At 28.6% G+C, this 19,135-nt stretch carries 16 protein-coding genes and 1 tRNA gene; 3 read left to right on the top strand and 14 right to left on the bottom strand.

Features of this window, described 5'->3' with window-relative positions; translation table 11 throughout:
* Nucleotides 1–2: 2 nt before the first annotated feature.
* The 3 genes from ACJJVY_RS12480 to ACJJVY_RS12470 all read right to left on the bottom strand — a co-directional run bounded on the left by ACJJVY_RS12480 (nt 3) and on the right by ACJJVY_RS12470 (nt 5,451).
* Nucleotides 3–3,437 carry a SusC/RagA family TonB-linked outer membrane protein gene (locus ACJJVY_RS12480; protein ID WP_405609117.1) on the bottom strand — a complete coding sequence of 1,145 codons (3,435 nt, stop codon included), beginning with the start codon at nt 3,435–3,437 and terminating at the stop codon, nt 3–5.
* A 161-nt stretch (nt 3,438–3,598) separates the two neighbouring features.
* A complete protein-coding gene (locus ACJJVY_RS12475; protein ID WP_405609114.1) occupies nt 3,599–4,813 on the bottom strand; it encodes a FecR family protein in 1,215 nt (404 codons plus the stop codon).
* An 86-nt stretch (nt 4,814–4,899) separates the two neighbouring features.
* The gene (locus ACJJVY_RS12470) at nt 4,900–5,451 is read right to left on the bottom strand and encodes an RNA polymerase sigma factor (protein ID WP_405609111.1); all 552 of its coding nucleotides are present in this window, start codon (nt 5,449–5,451) and stop codon (nt 4,900–4,902) included.
* 233 nt (nt 5,452–5,684) lie between these two features.
* Between ACJJVY_RS12470 and ACJJVY_RS12465 the strand changes: the two genes are divergently transcribed.
* The gene (locus tag ACJJVY_RS12465) at nt 5,685–7,640 is read left to right on the top strand and encodes a protein-disulfide reductase DsbD family protein (protein ID WP_405609108.1); all 1,956 of its coding nucleotides are present in this window, start codon (nt 5,685–5,687) and stop codon (nt 7,638–7,640) included.
* A gap of 355 nt (nt 7,641–7,995) precedes the next feature.
* Here the strand turns inward: ACJJVY_RS12465 and kbl are convergent, their stop codons facing one another.
* Both kbl and ACJJVY_RS12455 read right to left on the bottom strand, forming a co-directional pair.
* A complete protein-coding gene (gene kbl, locus ACJJVY_RS12460) occupies nt 7,996–9,189 on the bottom strand; it encodes a glycine C-acetyltransferase (RefSeq protein ID WP_405609105.1) in 1,194 nt (397 codons plus the stop codon).
* Nucleotides 9,190–9,199: 10 nt separating this feature from the next.
* Nucleotides 9,200–10,150, bottom strand: a complete 951-nt coding sequence (locus ACJJVY_RS12455; RefSeq protein ID WP_405609102.1) for an NAD-dependent epimerase/dehydratase family protein — start codon at nt 10,148–10,150, stop codon at nt 9,200–9,202.
* A gap of 167 nt (nt 10,151–10,317) precedes the next feature.
* Between ACJJVY_RS12455 and ACJJVY_RS12450 the strand changes: the two genes are divergently transcribed.
* Nucleotides 10,318–10,779, top strand: a complete 462-nt coding sequence (locus ACJJVY_RS12450; protein ID WP_405609099.1) for an Lrp/AsnC family transcriptional regulator — start codon at nt 10,318–10,320, stop codon at nt 10,777–10,779.
* Nucleotides 10,780–10,817: 38 nt separating this feature from the next.
* Here the strand turns inward: ACJJVY_RS12450 and ACJJVY_RS12445 are convergent.
* The 5 genes from ACJJVY_RS12445 to ACJJVY_RS12425 all read right to left on the bottom strand — a co-directional run bounded on the left by ACJJVY_RS12445 (nt 10,818) and on the right by ACJJVY_RS12425 (nt 14,828).
* Nucleotides 10,818–10,891, bottom strand: a tRNA-Arg gene (locus ACJJVY_RS12445).
* 18 nt (nt 10,892–10,909) lie between these two features.
* Nucleotides 10,910–11,359 (bottom strand): GatB/YqeY domain-containing protein, encoded by a 450-nt coding sequence (locus ACJJVY_RS12440; RefSeq protein WP_405609096.1) that lies wholly within the window; start codon nt 11,357–11,359, stop codon nt 10,910–10,912.
* A gap of 19 nt (nt 11,360–11,378) precedes the next feature.
* Nucleotides 11,379–11,828, bottom strand: a complete 450-nt coding sequence (locus ACJJVY_RS12435) for a retropepsin-like aspartic protease (protein ID WP_405609093.1) — start codon at nt 11,826–11,828, stop codon at nt 11,379–11,381.
* Nucleotides 11,829–12,112: 284 nt separating this feature from the next.
* Nucleotides 12,113–12,844 (bottom strand): LytR/AlgR family response regulator transcription factor, encoded by a 732-nt coding sequence (locus ACJJVY_RS12430; protein ID WP_405609090.1) that lies wholly within the window; start codon nt 12,842–12,844, stop codon nt 12,113–12,115.
* The gene (locus ACJJVY_RS12425) at nt 12,834–14,828 is read right to left on the bottom strand and encodes a histidine kinase dimerization/phosphoacceptor domain -containing protein (protein WP_405609087.1); all 1,995 of its coding nucleotides are present in this window, start codon (nt 14,826–14,828) and stop codon (nt 12,834–12,836) included. The genes ACJJVY_RS12430 and ACJJVY_RS12425 overlap by 11 nt, the downstream gene beginning before the upstream one ends.
* Before the next feature lie 235 nt (nt 14,829–15,063).
* Between ACJJVY_RS12425 and ACJJVY_RS12420 the strand changes: the two genes are divergently transcribed.
* Complete coding sequence (locus ACJJVY_RS12420; protein WP_405609084.1) at nt 15,064–15,525, top strand: Na(+)-translocating NADH-quinone reductase subunit F; 462 nt, start codon at nt 15,064–15,066, stop codon at nt 15,523–15,525.
* A gap of 49 nt (nt 15,526–15,574) precedes the next feature.
* Here the strand turns inward: ACJJVY_RS12420 and nqrF are convergent, their stop codons facing one another.
* The 4 genes from nqrF to ACJJVY_RS12400 all read right to left on the bottom strand — a co-directional run bounded on the left by nqrF (nt 15,575) and on the right by ACJJVY_RS12400 (nt 19,134).
* The gene (gene nqrF / locus ACJJVY_RS12415) at nt 15,575–16,885 is read right to left on the bottom strand and encodes an NADH:ubiquinone reductase (Na(+)-transporting) subunit F (protein ID WP_405609081.1); all 1,311 of its coding nucleotides are present in this window, start codon (nt 16,883–16,885) and stop codon (nt 15,575–15,577) included.
* 2 nt (nt 16,886–16,887) lie between these two features.
* Nucleotides 16,888–17,619, bottom strand: a complete 732-nt coding sequence (gene nqrE / locus ACJJVY_RS12410; RefSeq protein ID WP_405609078.1) for an NADH:ubiquinone reductase (Na(+)-transporting) subunit E — start codon at nt 17,617–17,619, stop codon at nt 16,888–16,890.
* Between the two features lie 75 nt (nt 17,620–17,694).
* Entirely contained in the window at nt 17,695–18,342 is a 648-nt protein-coding gene (locus tag ACJJVY_RS12405) for an NADH:ubiquinone reductase (Na(+)-transporting) subunit D (RefSeq protein WP_405609075.1), read from the bottom strand.
* A 3-nt stretch (nt 18,343–18,345) separates the two neighbouring features.
* A complete protein-coding gene (locus ACJJVY_RS12400; protein ID WP_405609072.1) occupies nt 18,346–19,134 on the bottom strand; it encodes a Na(+)-translocating NADH-quinone reductase subunit C in 789 nt (262 codons plus the stop codon).
* Between the last annotated feature and the right edge of the window lies 1 nt (nt 19,135).

Raw genomic sequence — 19,135 nt, 5'->3', positions numbered from 1 at the left:
TATTAAAGATTTAAACTAACACCAAATGTGAATGTTTTTGGTAATGGTAGTGAACCTCCCCAAAAAGACGTATTAAAATTAGCCGTTTCTGGATCCATCCCATTTAAACGTTTATCTGCTAACACGAATAGGTTGTCTGCTTGAAACTTAAGGACAAGGTTAGAAATACCTACTTTTTCTATAAAGCTTTTTGGGAAACTATATTGAAACAACATATTTCTCAATCTTAAATAATTACCATTAATAACCTGAGCATCACTACTATTATATAAATTACTTTCGTAAAGCATATAATAGCCATTGCCCAACCACGGAATAACTGAAGTATTCTCATCACCTGCTTGCCTCCATCTATTAGAAACACCTCTTCGTAAATTATACTCATCTTGAATATATTCTGAATCAAAAGCAAGGTTTTGAAGTCTAATTTTATAATCTAAACCAGCAACAAGTAAAAAAGATAGTTGAAAATTTTTGTAATTAAATCTATTGGTAATACCTATGGTTGAAGTTGGCACTCTAGAACCTTCATATTTAAGTGCATCTGGATTATTATATATATTGGAAAAAAACTGTTCATCCGCAACACCATATTCATTACCTTCTCCATCAAAAAACAAAGCTGCTCCATCTTCTGTAATTCTTGAAAAACGATACGAATACATTGAATTTACAGGTTTTCCTTCAACAACTTCTCCTACGGTATAAGTTGATGATATAAGGCTTTCTACACTAGGCTCTATAAAAGACTTTATGACTTCACTACCCGTAATTGAAGCATTAATTCCTACATTATAACTAAAATTGTCCGTTTTAACAATGGTCGCATTTAACCCAAGATCTATCCCTTGAGTTGTAATGTTAGCAAAGTTTACTGCTTTAGTTTGAAAACCTGTTACACTAGATACATTTTTAGAGGCTATCAAATCATTACCTAAGTCTTTAAATACATCAATAGACCCAGATAACCTTCTATTAAAAAAAGAAAAATCAACACCAAGGTTTACAGTTTCTGTGGTTTCCCATTTTAATTCAGGGTTAGCTGCTTGAATAATTTGTTGTTCGTTTAAAAATGTATAGTTATTTGGTGCCAAAGCTTCAGAGATGATTTGAGGAGAACTTTCCTGTACAATATTACCTCTTAATCCGTAAGATGCTCTAATAGAAAGTGCATCAATAAAATTTGCAGATTGTAAGAATGGCTCTTGATCGATATGCCACTTTCCAGAAACTGACCATAAAGGAAGATATCTATAATCTGGATTAGAGCCGAAAAGGTTAGAACCATCAAAACGAATATTGGCGTTTATTACATATTTATTCTTATACATAGAAGAGAATGTTCCAAAATAGGAAATAAAAGATCTATCACTAAGAGAACGAGACACAGTATTTCTTTTAATTTCACCTTGCTCTTCCGATTCTTGTGGGTTATAAAAAATCTGACCTCTGTCATGTAAATACCCGTAATTTTGAGAAGAAAACCCATCATAAACCACATTTCTAAACTCTGTTCCTGCTAATAAATCTATAGATAAATCATCTAATAGGTCAAACTTTGAGTTTAAAGAGTTTCTAATAAGATAAGAGTTTTGTGTATAATTAGTCTGATTATATACACCTCCAAAAGGTAAGCTCGAATCTTCAATAGCCTCTGCAGATCCTGCACCTAAATTATAACCACGAATTTTAGTTACATAATTACTTGCCTCTGTGGCGTATTGTTGCGTTACACTACCAGAGTGAGTATAACTTGTAAGTGCATTATACTTTAACCAATCTGCTATTTTATAGTCTAAACTAACAGTTGCTCTAATTTCATTTTGTTTAGACGTTTGATTGGTTGTATTTTGTTCATTTAAAAAACTGTATTGGTATTGTCCAATTTCATAAAAAAACAAGCTTCCGTCATCATTATATGCAGGTAATGATCTTGATGTAGTGTAGGCATAATCGAAAGCATTGGTTTGATAATTTTGTTCTCTATCTCTTTTAGAAGCGTTTAGAATAATTCCTAAATCAACTTTACTAGAAAGCTCTGTATTTACTTTAGCCATCACACTATAACTTTGGTAATCAGTCGTTTTATCTAACCCATCTTCACTTGTATGGCTTAATGAGGCATAATAATTACTCTTGTCAGAGCCACCAGAAACACTAAAATCTGTAGTATTTGTAACAGAATTTCTATATAACAAATCAAACCAATCTTCATTTAATTCAGAGGTTTTTCTTATACCAGCAATATAATCTTCATCACTAAGTCCTCCACGAGTATATAAACCATCATAATAGGCAACGCCTACTACCCCATGAAGAGGAATTTGATCCTCAAGTAATTGAAATGAAAACTCAGCGCGTTCTTGTGAGTTCATTAAATCAAAATCTTCATAAGTAGGTCTTAGTTTAATTCCTGATGTATGGTTTATAGATATTCTTGGCTTTCCACTTTTCCCTTTTTTTGTGGTTACCACAATAACACCGTTGGCAGCTCTTGTTCCATAAATAGCTGTAGCCGATGCGTCTTTTAATATAGTAAGCGATTCTATGTCATTTGGATTTACACCACCTATTGAACTGTTAAATGATTTTAAGAAATCAGGATCATTCAATTGTGCAGGAGTTGCTGGAACACCACTTTCTAGTACAACACCATCAACCACCCAAATAGGTTCTGCATTTCCACTAAGAGTAGCGGTTCCTCTAATTCTTATTCTTGCTGCGGTTCCTGGCTCTGCACTACTATTTACAACACTTACACCCGCAATTTGACCTTGAATCATGTTTTCTACACTATTAACGCCAACAACGTCTAAATCTTTAGCTTTGATTACGGTTACAGCACTACTGGTTTCTCGTTTATTTTTAGTTTGATACCCCGTAATAACAACTTCATCTAAATCAGAAATATTTTCTTCTAAAACAACATCTATTTTTGTTCTTCCTTTGATTTTAATTTCTTTGGTTACAAAACCAAGAGATCTAAAAATTAAAGTTCCATTACTAGGTGCTGGTATCGAAAATTTACCATCTATATTTGCAGAGGTACCTTTTTTTGTATCCTTTACAATTACAGTTACTCCTGTAATTGGTTCTCCTAATTGATTTTTAACAATACCAGTTACTGTAATTTGGTCTTGATTTAACTTAAAAGGTTTAATTATAATTACATTTTCACTTGTTTTCTCTGCAGTAAACTTATCACCAATTATATCTTCTACTACTTTTAAAACTTCTACATCTTTATAATTAACAGAGATTAATTTATCTACATTTATTTCATTATCACTGTAAAAAAAATCTATATTGGTTCTTTTCTTTATTTCTTTCAGAACTGTAGCAATAGACACTTTTTTAACTTTAATAGTAATTTTCTGAGAAAAAGAATACCCAGACATACTTAAAAAGAGTACAAGAAAAATGAGTGATTTTTTCATAATTTTGAGAAGATAGTTTAATACATTGTTAAAAGGATTACAACGTATTAAGGTTGCGTTTTTTTTCATAAATTTGCGTGTTAGGTTAATTAATTACTTATTCAGGTTTTGATTGCCAAAAACAGCTTTACCGGAAAATGTTCTCAGCATTTTCCGGTTTTTTACTGCTTATTAACAATAACTAATTCAAATACATTATCATCTTTTTTATTTAATATTTTATAATCTACGTTTGTTGTTTTTCTTATTAGGTTTAATAAATGTTCTATAGACATATTCTTAGAGGCTACACCTGTAAATATTTTAGATTTTAAATCTTCTGTTTCAAAAGAAACCTTAACATTGTACCATCTACTTATTTTTGTTAGAATATTATCTAAAGTTTCTCTTTCAAAATAAAATTTGCCATCAATCCAGGATGTATAAATAGAAGTGTCTACATTTTTAACTGTTACTTTTGTTTTTTTACTAGTTATTCTTTGCCCTGGTTTTAAAAGTACCGATTTAGGTTCTGAAAATTTTGTATTTAATTTAATACTTCCCTCCACTAGGGTAGAAGAAAAACACTCATCTTCTAAATAAGAAGAAACATTAAACCTGGTTCCTAATACTGTAATATCTGCTGTTTTAGTTTTTACAATAAACTCTTTACTGCTTTTTGTTACATCAAAATAAGCTTCACCAACTAATTCTACAATACGTTGATCTTCATTAAAAAAAACTGGATATCTTAAAGAACTTTTAGAATTCATCCAAACTTTTGTGCTATCCGGTAAAACCAATTGATACATACCTCCTACTGGCACAATAAGTGTATTAAAAGATGCTATTTTCTTTTCTTTTTTACTTATTTTTTTCACTGAGTTTGAATTGTATATTAATTGATTGTTAACATTTGCAATTTGAGCATTCCCTCCTATTTTAATTAACTGATCTTTACTATTCTCTAAATTTAATTTTGTTCCATCATCTAAAATTAAAATAGCTTTATTTGTACCTGGTTTTATTTCTTTTATTGCCTTTTGTGTATACCTATCAGAATTATCTTTAAAATAAAAGTGATTGATCGCTAAAAATGACACTATAACGGCAGCGTACTTTAGCATTCTTTTGAAGAAAACATTTCTTGTAGATACTTTTTTGCTCTTAGAAATTTTTTCTTCGATTCTAGAGAACACAACCTTTTTATTAGATTTTAAATAAAGTTGTTTTTTGTTTTCTATTACTTTAATCTGCAAAATAGAATTGTATAATTGCTTATTATTAGAATTTTCTAACCAACTATTCAAAAACAACTCTTCATCTTTATTTGTCGACTTAATAATCGACTTATAAATTATTTTAGAAATATCATATTTTGTATTATTCTTAGTCATTTGCGTATTTTTATTGCATTTATCGCAAGCTATTTAACCTAAGACGAAAATAAATTTAAGAAGGGTGGAAAAAATTTAACTTTTTTTTACAAAAAATTAATAAAAAAGATACAACTAGGATAATCTTTTAACTCTTCTCTAAGAATTTGGATAGCTCTAGCTCTTTGAGATTTTACTGTATTTACACTAATTTTAAGGTCTTCTGCTACATCTTTATATTTATGACCTTCTATACAACAACGCTTAAAAACGTCTTTACATTTTTCTGGAAGTAAGTCTATTGCATTTATTAATAAAGAATGTGTTTCCTCTTCTATAACATAAGTATCAAACATACTAATATTATTATGAGAAGTATTTAGAGGGATTACTTTTTTTACTTTTTTTAAGTAATCTAATGAGGCATTTTTTACCGATGTATATAAATAAGGTTTTATATTATTTATGGTATCTAATTTGTCTCTTTTTTCCCAAATATGTAACATTATATTTTCTACAATTTCTTCTGCAGCATAAGAGTCTAAAACATATTTATACGAAAAAGCGTGTAATCTTTCATAGAATGTATCAAAAACAACTTTAAAAGCTGCTTGATCTCCATTTTTAAGATTTAATAACGTTTCTTTACTTATACTCATTTTAACGTAAAATAATGCCTGTTTTAATAAAAACAATGTGCGAAACTAACTAATTACCGTCATTAATTTATACTTTTAATAATTTATTTTAATTAAAAAATAAACTATTTATAAATATTAAACTTCCCTTTTATTTATTCCACCCATTTTTTAAAATTAAAAGTCTTATTAAAAAATACACTATTTATTCATCATTAAAATGTTAAATAATAATTAACACCAACCACTTTTTTATGAAAAGATTATTTCTATTCTTAACGCTACTTTTCTCCACTATAAGTTATAGTCAAATAGAGAATCCTGTAACTTGGTTTACCTCCGTAGAAAAAATTTCTGAAACAGAATTTATTTTAATTGCTGAAGCAGAAATAGAAAGTGGTTGGCATTTATATTCTCAAGACGTACCAGAAAACGGGCCTATACCAACAACTTTTACTTATAAGGAAGAAAAATTCTATTCTCTTACAGAAACTACAACTGAAGAAGAAGGGCACACAGTTGATGACAAAGTTTTTGGATTAAAAATTAAATATTTTGAAAACTCTACTGTTTTTAAACAAAAAATTAAAGTGATAGGCACTGGTAATAAAGTAATTGGTATTGTAGAGTTCATGGCATGTAATGACTCTCAATGCACACCTCCTACAGAATTTGAGCTAGAATTTGAGTTACCCGTTGATGTAATTGAAAAAACAACAACAAAAAAAATAAAAAAAGAGACCATAATTAAAGAAGAAAAAACACCTAATAACCAAGGGCTTATTTCTATTTTTTTAATTGCCTTTATTTCTGGTTTTGCTGCATTATTAACACCTTGTGTTTTCCCTATGATACCAATGACTGTAAGTTTCTTTACTAAACAAAGTAAAACAAAAGCTTCTGGTGTAAAAAATGCTATTATTTATGGATTATCAATTATTGTAATTTACGTTTTATTAGGGGTTTTAGTCAGCTTAATTTTTGGTGCTGATGCTTTAAATGCTCTATCTACAAATGTTTGGTTTAATATAATATTCTTTGTTTTGTTATTAATTTTTGCAACTTCTTTTTTAGGTGCTTTCGAAATTATGTTGCCAAATTCTTGGGCAAATAAAGTAGATTCTCAAGCAGATAAAGGCGGTTTAATTGGTATTTTCTTTATGGCTTTGGCTTTGGCTATTGTTTCCTTTTCTTGTACAGGACCTATTGTGGGCACTTTATTGGTAGAAGCAGCTTCTGGCGGAAGCCAAATAGGACCAATTGTTGGAATGTTAGGGTTTTCTACTGCTATTGCATTGCCTTTTGCTTTATTTGCAGCTTTTCCTGGTTGGTTAAATTCTTTACCAAAATCAGGAGGTTGGTTAAATACTGTAAAAGTAGTTTTAGGTTTTTTAGAATTGGCATTAGCTTTTAAATTCTTATCAAACGCTGATTTGGTTTTACAATTACATTGGTTAGAAAGAGAAGTTTTTATTGCTATCTGGATTGCCATTTTTGGTGCATTGGCTTTTTATCTTTTCGGAAAAATACAATTACCCCATGATTCTCCAATAAAACATATTTCTGTAGGTAGATTAAGCCTTGGTTTAATTGTATTATCATTTACCATTTATATGATTCCGGGTTTATGGGGAGCTCCATTAAACTTAATTAGTGCATTTCCTCCACCACAAAACTACAGTGAGTCTCCTTACGGTATTGGTTTTACAAAGGTTAGCAATACAACAACAAATGCAGAAAAAGAAATTCCTGATGGAGCTCATTTAATGGCACCACATGATATTTTGGCATTTAATGATTATGATAAAGGATTGGCATACGCAAAAAAGGTAAACAAACCTGTTATGATTGATTTTACAGGACATGCTTGTGTAAACTGTAGAAAAATGGAACAAAATGTATGGATAAAACCTAAGATACTTAAAATGTTAAAAAATGATGTTATTTTAATTTCTTTATATGTAGATGATAAAAGAAAATTAAAAAATAATGAAATAGTATCCTCTAAATTAAAACCCGGAAAACAATTAAAATACATTGGTCAAAAATGGAGCGAATTACAAACCATTAAATACAAAACAAACACACAACCTTTTTACGTTTTAATGAACCATAATGAAACTAGCTTAAACAAACCTGTTGCGTATACCCCTAATGTAGATACTTATTACAATTGGCTAAAGAACGGAATTGAAAATTTTAATAAATAAAAACAAAAAAGAGGCTTCTTAGAAGCCTCTTTTCTTACTAACTAACCAATATAAAACCACTATAATTTCTCGACCAAGTATTTTACTAATTTTAGCAGTAACAGCTATAATACTACTAAAAATTTCAACTACTTGCATTGCGTGAAATTCTTTCTTTAAAAGTAATTTGCAAAATTTTAAATGCTTAAAATTACTATTCTGTATTTAAAAATTTAAATTAGAGTATAACTTCTAATAATTATCAGTTATTACACTTTGTGTAGATTTTACACTACCTCTAATTTATCTTCTTTAATACTGATACAAATTTCTAAAAAAAGACATATTAAAAAGATGATTTATATCATATTGTTAATTAAATTACGTTTAATTTTTTACCTACTTTAATAAAAGCATTAATAGCTTTATCTAAATGTTCTTTTGAATGAGAAGCTGATAACTGAACTCTAATTCTTGCTTTACCTTTAGGTACAACTGGGTAAAAAAATCCTATTACATAAATACCTTCTTCTAACAAAGCATTTGCCATATCTTGAGATAGTTTTGCATCATATAACATTACAGGCACAATTGCTGCATCTGCTCCTACTAAGTCAAACCCAGCAGCTTCCATATTAGCTCTAAAATATTTTGTATTAGCTTCTAATTTATCACGAAGTGATGTATCTTTTTCTAATATTTCAAACACCTTTAATGAAGCTCCTACAATAGCTGGCGCTAATGAGTTGGAAAATAAATAAGGTCTAGAACGTTGACGAAGCATTTCTATAATTTCTTTTTTACCTGTTGTAAAACCTCCCATTGCACCACCTAATGCTTTACCTAAAGTTCCTGTAATAATATCAACTCTACCTAAAACATTTTTTAATTCTATTGTCCCTCTTCCTGTTTTTCCTATAAAACCAGAAGCATGACACTCATCAACCATTACAAGAGCATCATATTTATCTGCTAAATCACAAATTTTATCTAATTGGGCTACAACTCCATCCATAGAAAAAACTCCATCTGTAACAATAATTTTAAAACGATGGTTTTGTTTATTTGCTTCTATCAGATTTGCTTCTAAAGCTTCCATATCATTATTTGCATATCTATAACGTGCAGCTTTACATAAACGCACACCATCTATAATTGAAGCGTGGTTTAAAGAATCTGAAATAATAGCATCTTCCTTTGTTAAAAGAGGTTCAAACACCCCTCCATTAGCATCAAAAGCAGCAGCATACAAAATAGTATCTTCACAATGAAAAAATGAAGCTATTTTTGCTTCTAGATCTTTATGTATATCTTGTGTGCCACAAATAAAACGCACAGAAGACATTCCGAAACCATGTGTATCCATTGTATCTTTTGCTGCTTGAATAACTTCTTTATTATCTGATAATCCTAAATAATTATTAGCACAAAAATTAATTACCTTTTCACCTGTTGAAATTTCAATTTCTACATTTTGTGATGTTGTTATAATACGTTCTTCTTTAAACAAACCATCATTCTTAATCGTTTGTATTTCTTTCTTTAAAACTTCTTTAATATTTCCGTACATACTATTTTTATTAAACGCTAACTAAATTATAATACTCTTTTAAATTTTCCATCATTTCTTTAGACATTGTGTCTAAATTATATTTTGGCTGCCAACCCCAATCTTTTCTTGCCTGAGAGTCATCAATACTTTTTGGCCAAGAATTTGCTATTTCTTGTCTAAAATCTGGTGTATAACTAATTTTAAAATTAGGATTGATTTTCTTTATAGAATCGTATATCTGCTTTGGATTAAAACTCATACCTGCTAAATTGTATGAAGTTCTAACTTTTATATTTTCTTTTGGCGCATCCATTAACTCTAAAGTTGCTCTAATCGCATCATCCATAAATATCATTGGTAATGTTGTAGAAGATTCTAAAAAGCAATTAAAATCTTCATTTTTAACAGCGCTATGAAAAATACTTACTGCATAATCTGTAGTTCCTCCTCCTGGCAAAGATTGATAACCAATAACTCCTGGATACCTAACTGAACGAATATCTAAACCATATTTTTTATAGTAATAATTTGCCCAATTTTCACCAGCCGCTTTACTCATACCGTACACTGTTAATGGTGTTAAATTTGGTGATTGAGGAGTATTAATATACTCTATATCTTCTCCAAAAACTGCAATAGAACTAGGATAGAAAACTTTTTTCACTCCATTTAACCTAGAAGCTTCAAACACATTAAACAATGTATTCATATTTATCCCCCAAGTATTTAAAGGATTCGCTTCTCCTTTTGCTGATAAAATTGCAACTAAATGATATACTTGAGTTATTTTGTGTCTAGATATACAATTGTCAACTGCTTCATAATTTGTTACATTTAAGATTTCAAAAACACCTTCGTGATTAGAGCTCTTACTTATGTCTGAAGCAATCACATTTTCTACTCCATATTTTTTTTGCAAAGCTTTTGTTAATACAATACCTAATTGGCCACTTGCTCCTGTTATTAAAATTTTCTCCATAATAAAGATATATAAGAACAAATTTAAAAATAAGGATATTAAATCAACCAAAAACACTTTTATTTAAAACAATTTAAGTAATTTTACCTTTAAAAGAGGTGAATATTAAAAATATTACCTTTTAACAATTTGTTTTACTCTTAAAAAAAGTAATTTTTACTGCACATATGGACAAACTAGACGATATTGATCTTAAAATTTTAAGAATTCTGCAAAAAAACTCTAAACAAACTACTAAAGAAGTTGCTAAAGCACTTAATTTAACAGCTTCACCAGTTTATGAACGAATCAAACAATTAGAAAATAAAGGTTATATTAAAAAATATGTTGCTATCCTTAATAAAGCATATTTAAACAAATCTATTACGGCAATTTGCATGGTTTCATTACGATATCATAATGAAGGTTTTATTGACAAGTTTGAACAACAAATAAAAAATCTTAGAGAAGTTCAAGAATGTTATCACATGGCAGGAAAAGTTGATTTTTTTCTAAAAATAAATTTAGAAAGTTTAGAAAGTTATCATGAATTTATCCGGCTTAAGTTATCTAAAATTGAAAATATAGGAATTTTAGAAAGTTATTTTGTTCTGAAGGAAATATCATCCACAACAGAGTATGATATATAAAAAAATCACCTAAGTATAGGTGATTTTTTTGATTATTGTGACTCCAGCAGGATTCAAACCTGCAACCCTCAGAGCCGAAATCTGATATTCTATTCAGTTGAACTATGGAGCCTTTATAATTTATTAAAAATTACATTAAACTTTTTTTAACCAAAATAGAAATTGTTTTTCCATCTGCTTTTCCTGCTAATTTCTTAGAAACAATTCCCATAACTTTCCCCATATCTTTCATTCCGGAAGCTCCTAATTCTGTTATAGCTGTCTTAACAACTTTTTCTATTTCTTCTTCAGATAATGCTTCTGGCAAAAATTGTTCTAATACAGCAACTTCTGCTAATTCTGGTGCAGCCAAATCTTCTCTACCTTGTTCTAAAAAGATATTTGCACTATCTTTTCTTTGTTTAACTTGTTTCTGAATAATTTTTAACTCTTGTTCTTCTGTAATATCAGCTTGAACACCCGTTTCTGTTTTAGCTAATAAAAATGCAGATTTAACAGCTCTTAATGCTTGTAAAGCAACTGTATCTTTTGCTTTCATTGCTTCCTTCATTTTATCCATTACTTGTTTTTGAAAACTCATATTTAATGTTTTTAATTAATTATTTTTTAGTCTTTTTTAAGTACAATACATTTCTATTGTAATCAATAAATGCTTTACCTTTTTGCAAAATATCTGCCCCTATTATTCCGTGTACTTCTTTTGCTTTATGTTGCACTAAAGCAGTATTTACATGCGACAAATTAAACAACACCAGATGACATTTTTTTGTTTTCCAATCTCCAATTACCAATAAATTATTATCAGATTGCTGCGTTTCCATATCTGTTGCTCCTGCTCCTGCTGCTTTAGTATCACTTTCTTTAGCGTCTAGCTTAAAATACGCTATTAAATCAAGACTTACACAAGAGTTAGATGCTCCTGTATCTAAAATAAAACGCCCCTTAACTCCGTTTATCTTTCCTTTTAATTCTAAGTGATTAGTAGCAATTTTTTTTAGCTTTATTTTAATATATTTCTTCTTCTTTAATATCTTTTGGATATTTTTCATTTTATTATTCTTTCGGAAGATCAAAAATACGATTTATAAACTTTTAAGAAGTATATCGTTTTAAAATTCTTTTTTAACAGAAAACCCAACTTTAAATAGTTGGATTTTCGTTAATCAAATTAAATAAAAGGGGGGAATAAAAATTATTAGAAAATTTGATTTTGTTTTTAAAACTTAACCCAAATATGTACAACAAAGTAGTAAAAGACAAAAAAAAGTGAAGCTTGAATATTTCTTTGTGAAGTTGAAATTGATTAGCTAATCAATAAAATAGAGAGGTAAAATTATTTAATAGTAAATAATTTACTTACTGATTCTTTGTACTTAGATGAAATAGGGATTTCATCATTATGAATTGTTAATTTTTTTTTACCTACAGCTTTAATTTTTGTAAGATTTATTACGTATCTCTGATGGGTTTGAAAAAATATTTTTGTAGGAAGAAGTTTCTTAAACTCAGACAATTTACTTCTTATTACATGTTTTTTGTTTTCTAAATTAATTTCTAAATAATTTCCTTCAGATTTTATAAAAAGTATATCACTTATTTGTAATTTTATACGCATATATTTATCCTTTATAAAAACAAAATCATTTAGAACTTTTTGATTTTCTGATAAAACAGTAGCTTTTTGATTTTCTGAAAAATTATTTAATGCAATTTTAATTGTAGCTAACAATGTAACTAGTTTATAAGGTTTCATCAAATATCCATTAGGCTTAGTATCTAACACATTTTCGACTGTTTTTTCATCTCCATAAGCTGTTAAAAATACTATAGGTAGATTTAAGTAATTACGAATTTGTTCTGCCAACCAAATTCCATTTTTTTCTCCAGCTAGATTTATATCAATCAAAACCAAATCTGTTTTACTGTTTTTTAATTCATCCCAAGCTATTTCTGCTTTTGCAGTAGATCCAGAAATTTTATAATCATTTAAAATAAGCATACTTTCTAAAGAAGCTCTAGAAAAAGCCATATCTTCAACTATATATATTTTTATACTATTTACCATTTAAACTTAATTTCTCAGAAAACTTAAACGTATAGAATAAACCACCATTACTTTCTATATGCATACTTGCATTTATCTCTTCTGATAGCATTTTGATTAATTTTAGGCCCAATGAACTTGATTTTTTAATGCTATTTATATCCATACCAATTCCATTATCTTTATAAGTAAACTTAAATCCTCCATTAGATTCTTTTGATAAACAAACTGTTATCTTGCCTCTATCATCAACAAATGCATGCTTTAAAGAATTAGTTATCAATTCATTAAAAATTAACCCAAGAGTGGTTGCATAGTTTATTGGTAGAGAAATTTTTTCTATTTTAGTTATGTATATTATACTATTATCATCATAAATACTTAAAGACCTCATACCCAATTCTTTTAAATATTTCGGCATTGATATTAATGATAAATCATTATTATTATATAACATTTCGTGAGCCAAAGCTATAGAATGTATATAATTTTGAGATTCATTAATTATATCCTCAATATTTAAATGTTGATGCTTATGCAGTTGTAAGTTTAACAAACTAGTAATTAATTGCAAATTGTTTTTTACTCTATGATGCAATTCTTTTAACAAAATTTCTTTCTGCTCTAAAGCGCTAACTACAACCTTTTTTTGATTTATAATAATTTTAGATTTATCCTTATTCTTTTTATAAACTATAAACAAAACAATCATGATTAGTAAAAGAGACAGGATAGCTACTAAATGAATCAAACCCTTTATCTCTTTTCTTTTTACTTCTTTTTTACTCTCTAATAGCTCTTTCGTTTTATTTTCTACATCTAATTTAATTGTTTCTTTTGTATAATTTTTATTAATTTTTAGTTGCTCTAAAGAGTCTACCAAATTATCTTTTCGTTCAAAATAAATATTAGCATTATATACATCACCTTTTAATAGTAAATTTTTAGCTTTAAGTTCTAAAGCATCTATTTTTAAACGATTATTTTTTGATTTATAGTTTAATTTAGAAAGACTATCCAAATATTTTAGAGAAATTATTGGCTGTTTTTTAAAATAGTATATTTTTGCTATTCTATAATAAGTTGCTTGCTGTATATTAGTTTTATCAAGAGCTATACTTGATTTTAATACTTTAAATTGTGCAGGTAAAGCTTTCTCAAATTCTTTATTTACAATATCTATTTTTGATATATTAGAGTTTATTATATTAATAAAATGATTTAGATTGATAAAATTTGATTCATCTACTTTTTTTATATTTAATTGAAGATTTTTTAAAGCTTTATTAAAATAAAATAAAGCACTATCATATTTCTTTTCATGAAAATAAGAAACTCCTAAATTATTTTGACTAGTAGATATTAATTGAAATAAATTATGATTAGATTTTATGGACTTTAAATTTTGTAATTGTAGTTTAAAATATTTTTTAGATTGTTTATAATTTCTAAGATTAAAATATAAATGAGCATATGCATCAATTAATCCTTGTTCAGCAGAGTGTATATTATTTTTCCTATTCTTAAGAGTATGCTTATTTTTAAATTTACCATAATATAATGGCAAAATTTTCAATAGTTCTTCATATTGTTTAGAATTATTGTAAGCTGTTTTTAGAAAAGATAGTACTAATACAGCTTCCTTCATTTCTAAAAAACTATCAAAAGTTAATAACTCTCTTGCATGATAAATAGCTTCGGCTAAAAATTTAGATTGTTTTTTATAAAAATAAAAAATATAGAATTTAACCTTTATAACTGCTTGTTCATCCTCGTATTTTTTACTCCATTTTAAACAATTATTTGCTAATTTTAAATAATCTTTTGATAAATTATAAGTTGAATTATTATACTTTGTAATCTTTTCAAAATAATCGAAAGCTGCTTTAAACTCCGTATAATTTGTTATTGAATTTCTTTTAGGCTTATGTAATTCAATTGTTTTTATTTGACCATTAGATGACAAAACATTAACAAAAAATATAAGAAACAAATATTTATTCATTCAGATAAAGGTGCTACTTGGAGGTTATTAAATTGAAGGCACAAAATTATATAACTAATTTTCAGGAACTATATTATTAGAATTTAAAAATAAAAAAACGTAGAATTATAAATTTATAAATGTTAAACTTGATAATATTTGTGTGAAGTTCAATCGAGTAAAAAAATTAAATAAATTAGTATCTTGACTACCATTCTTTATTTTCTTATTTTTAGAGATATAAAATGTTGATATTATGAAAACTACAAGAAGACTAGAGACTGCATTAATAAAGCTTTACAATGCCTATCATAATAACAGACTGAATCCAGAAGACTGTACAGCTTGTGCTGTGGGAAATATTTTAGATAATCATGATAGCTGGAAACACCTATCTAACGAACACGGTTCTTTAAAATTAAGTTATGTTGGCAGAGTTCATCAAAATTTAGGAAGAAAATTTAATGGATATTCACCAGAAGAAATATTACAAATAGAAAAAGTTTTTCTGGATGCCTGCGGATTTAAAACTCCTTTATGTCACTATAATGTTAAACCCAAAAATTACATGTCAAAAGATGTTCAATTTAATGGTTTATCTGCTGTGATAGACTTACTTTGTAAATTAGACAACATAGATAACGTAATGAATTTCTCAAAACTTTTTGAACAAGAAAATGGTGAACCTATATATCACCTCAAAACTTTTTTAGCATAAAAAAACCGATTCATTTCTGAATCGGTTTATATATAATTTATTCTGGAACCTATCCTCCAAAGTCATCAAAGCGAATATTTTCATCTGAAAGACCAAAATCTTCTCCCATTTTCTGAACAGCTTTGTTCATTAATGGTGGTCCACAGAAATATAATTCTAAATCTTCTGGTGAATCGTGTTTAGATAAATAATTATCAATAACACAGTTGTGGATAAATCCTACAAAACCATCTCCAGCTTCATCATGAATATCGGATTTTACTTTCCAATTATCAGCTTCTAAAGGATCTGATAATGCGATAAAGAATTTAAAGTTAGGAAAATCTTTTTCTAAAGCTCTAAAGTGCTCTATATAAAACAATTCTGCTTTAGAACGTCCTCCGTACCAATAAGTAACTTTTCTACCTGTTTTTAATGTTCTAAATAAGTGATACAAGTGAGAACGCATTGGCGCCATACCTGCTCCTCCACCAACATATAACATTTCTGCATCAGATTCATTGATAAAAAATTCTCCATAAGGTCCAGAGATAACACATTTATCACCTTTCTTTAAATTAAAAATATAAGAAGATGCTACTCCCGGATTTACATCCATCCATCCACCTTTAGCTCTATCAAAAGGAGGTGTAGCAATACGTACATTTAACATAATTTCTCTACCTTCTGCTGGGTAAGAAGCCATTGAATAAGCTCTTTCTACAGTTTCAGTATTTTTCATTACCAACGGACGTAGTTTAAACTTGTCCCACTCTGCTTCAAATTTGTCTGGAGTTTCGTGCTCCTCTGGGTGAGCAGTAATATCCATATCAGCATACTTAACTTCGCAAGGAGGAATTTCAATTTGAATATACCCACCTGCTTTGTATCCCATATCTTCAGGAATCTCAACTACAAATTCCTTAATAAAAGAAGCTACATTATAATTTCTTACAACTACAGCATCCCATTTCTTAATTCCAAAAATTTCTTCTGGAATAGAAATATCCATATCCTGTTTTACTTTAACTTGACATGCTAAACGAATACCGTGTTTTAATTCTTTACGTGTAAAGTGAGGCGTTTCTGTTGGTAAAGCTTCACCTCCACCAGAATTTACGTGACACTCACATTGCACACAAGATCCACCTCCACCACATGCAGATGGTAAAAATATTTTCTCGTTTCCTAATGTTGTTAAAAGTGTGCTACCAGAACCTACTTCTATCTTTTTATCTCCATTAATTGTAATTGTTACCGGACCAGAAGGCGATAATTTTTGTTTTACAAATAATAATAATGCTACCAATACCAGTGTTAATATTAAAAAAGCTGCTACTGTTGCAATAATGGTTCCTGTTGTACCTGCTGCTAATATCATATCTACTCTTGGTTTGTATTTGTGTTTTCAGCTACAATTTCTTTAGCAGCATCTTTTACTTCTTCTTTCTTAATAATTGCTTCTACAGCTGGCTTTTCTTCTTCTTTCTCATCATCTCCTCCAGTTAACATTCCTCCAAAACTCATAAAACCAATTGCCATTAACCCTGTAATGATAAACGTAATACCTAAGCCTCTTAATGCAGGTGGCACACTTGAATATCTAATTTTTTCACGAATTGCTGCAATTGCTAAAATTGCTAAAAACCATCCGATTCCAGAACCAACTCCGTAAGTTAATGCCAAACCTAAAGTAGGAATTTCTCTTGACTGCATAAATAAACTTCCTCCTAAAATTGCACAGTTTACTGCAATTAATGGTAAGAAAATACCTAACGAATTGTATAACGAAGGAGAAAATTTCTCTACAATTATTTCTACCAGCTGTACCATAGTTGCAATAGTTGCAATAAACATGATAAATGATAAGAAACTTAAATCGTATTCTGCATATTCTGGACCTAACCAAACTAATGCGCCTTCTTTTAAAATGTATTGATCTAACAACCAGTTTAATGGTACAGTTACTGCTAATACAAAAATAACAGCAGCACCTAAACCAACAGCAGTAGATACTTTTTTAGATACAGCAAGGTAAGAACACATCCCTAAAAAGGTTGCAAATACCATGTTATCTATAAAAATCGATTTGAAAAATAATTCTATATGTTCCATATATATTTAGTTTTTAGTGGTTAGTTTTTAGTTATTAGCACTTACTACTAACAACTATTTACTAATTACTAATTTTTAATTCTCTTCAATTAATGATTTGTTCTTTGTACGTTGAACCCAAATGATAATACCAACTACAATTAATGCCATTGGTGATAATAACATAAACCCGTTATTTTCGTAACCAATTGCATACAATCCTGTTTTTTCTATCGGATCTCCTAAAACTTTAAATCCTAATAAAGTACCAGAACCCAATAATTCTCTAAAGAAACCAACTGCAATTAAAATTAAACCATAACCAACTGAATTTCCAATTCCGTCTAAGAAAGATCTCCAAGGTCCGTTACCCAAAGCAAAAGCTTCAAAACGTCCCATAATAATACAGTTTGTAATAATCAATCCAACAAAAACCGATAATGTTTTACTTAGTTCGTAAGCAAATGCTTTTAAAACTAAGTCTACAATAATTACCAATGTTGCAACTACAATTAATTGAACGATAATTCTAATTTTTGATGGTATAATATTTCTCATTAAAGAGATTACTACGTTACCTAAACCTAGTACAAACATTACCGAAATTGCCATTACAATAGAGGCTTTTAATTCTGCTGTAATTGCTAAAGCAGAACAAATACCTAAAACTTGAATTGTAATAGGGTTATTATCTAATAATGGATCTGTAATTAATACCGCGTCTTTTTTTGATAAAAGTCCCATAAATTATTTTTTTAATGATTTAAAATAAGGTACGTATAATTTTAAATCAGATTTTATCATGGCAGAAACTCCATCACCAGTAATTGTTGCACCAGCAATAGCATCTACTTCATAATCTGTTTTTTCTTGATTCTTAGGATCATTATTTCCTTTAGCTACAGTAATTCCTTTAAAAACTCCTGCATCTGTTAACAAGTGTTCTCCATAGAAATCATCCATAAAGAAACGTTGTTTAATGTTTGCTCCTAAACCAGGTGTTTCTCCTTTATGGTCAAAATAAGCTCCTTGTACAACCATATTTTCATCCATAGCAACATAACCCCAAATTGCATCCCAAAGACCTTTTCCTCTAATTGGAGCTACATAAAATGTTTTACCATCTTTTTCTCCAATAAATAAAGGTAATTTTCTAATCTCACCTGCTTTTGCATTTGCTTGTTGTTTTTTAACATCAATTAAATAAGGCTCTTGATTATTATTCTCTGCCATGTATTCGGCTCTATTTTGCTGACTAGCAACAACATTACCATTAACCTCAAGAACTAATTGTTCTTTGATATATTTATTAAACTCTTCTTCTGCAACTGCAGTAGAAACAAAATTTGCATTTGACTCATCATTTTCATTAACGCCCATTGCGTATAAAATATTCTGTTGCTTTTCTATTCTTTTATTTTCGTCAATATTTGGTCTTAAAGACGATGCAAAAAATGCTAACAACGAACCAACAATTAATACCATAATTACGGCAAAAATTATTGTATAACTATTACTATCTGTTCTCTTACTCATA

The organism is Polaribacter sp. Asnod1-A03, from assembly GCF_045063585.1.
Lineage (GTDB): Bacteria > Bacteroidota > Bacteroidia > Flavobacteriales > Flavobacteriaceae > Polaribacter.
Note: the sequence above shows the minus strand (reverse complement) of the source record. Positions and strands in the feature narration are given on the sequence as shown.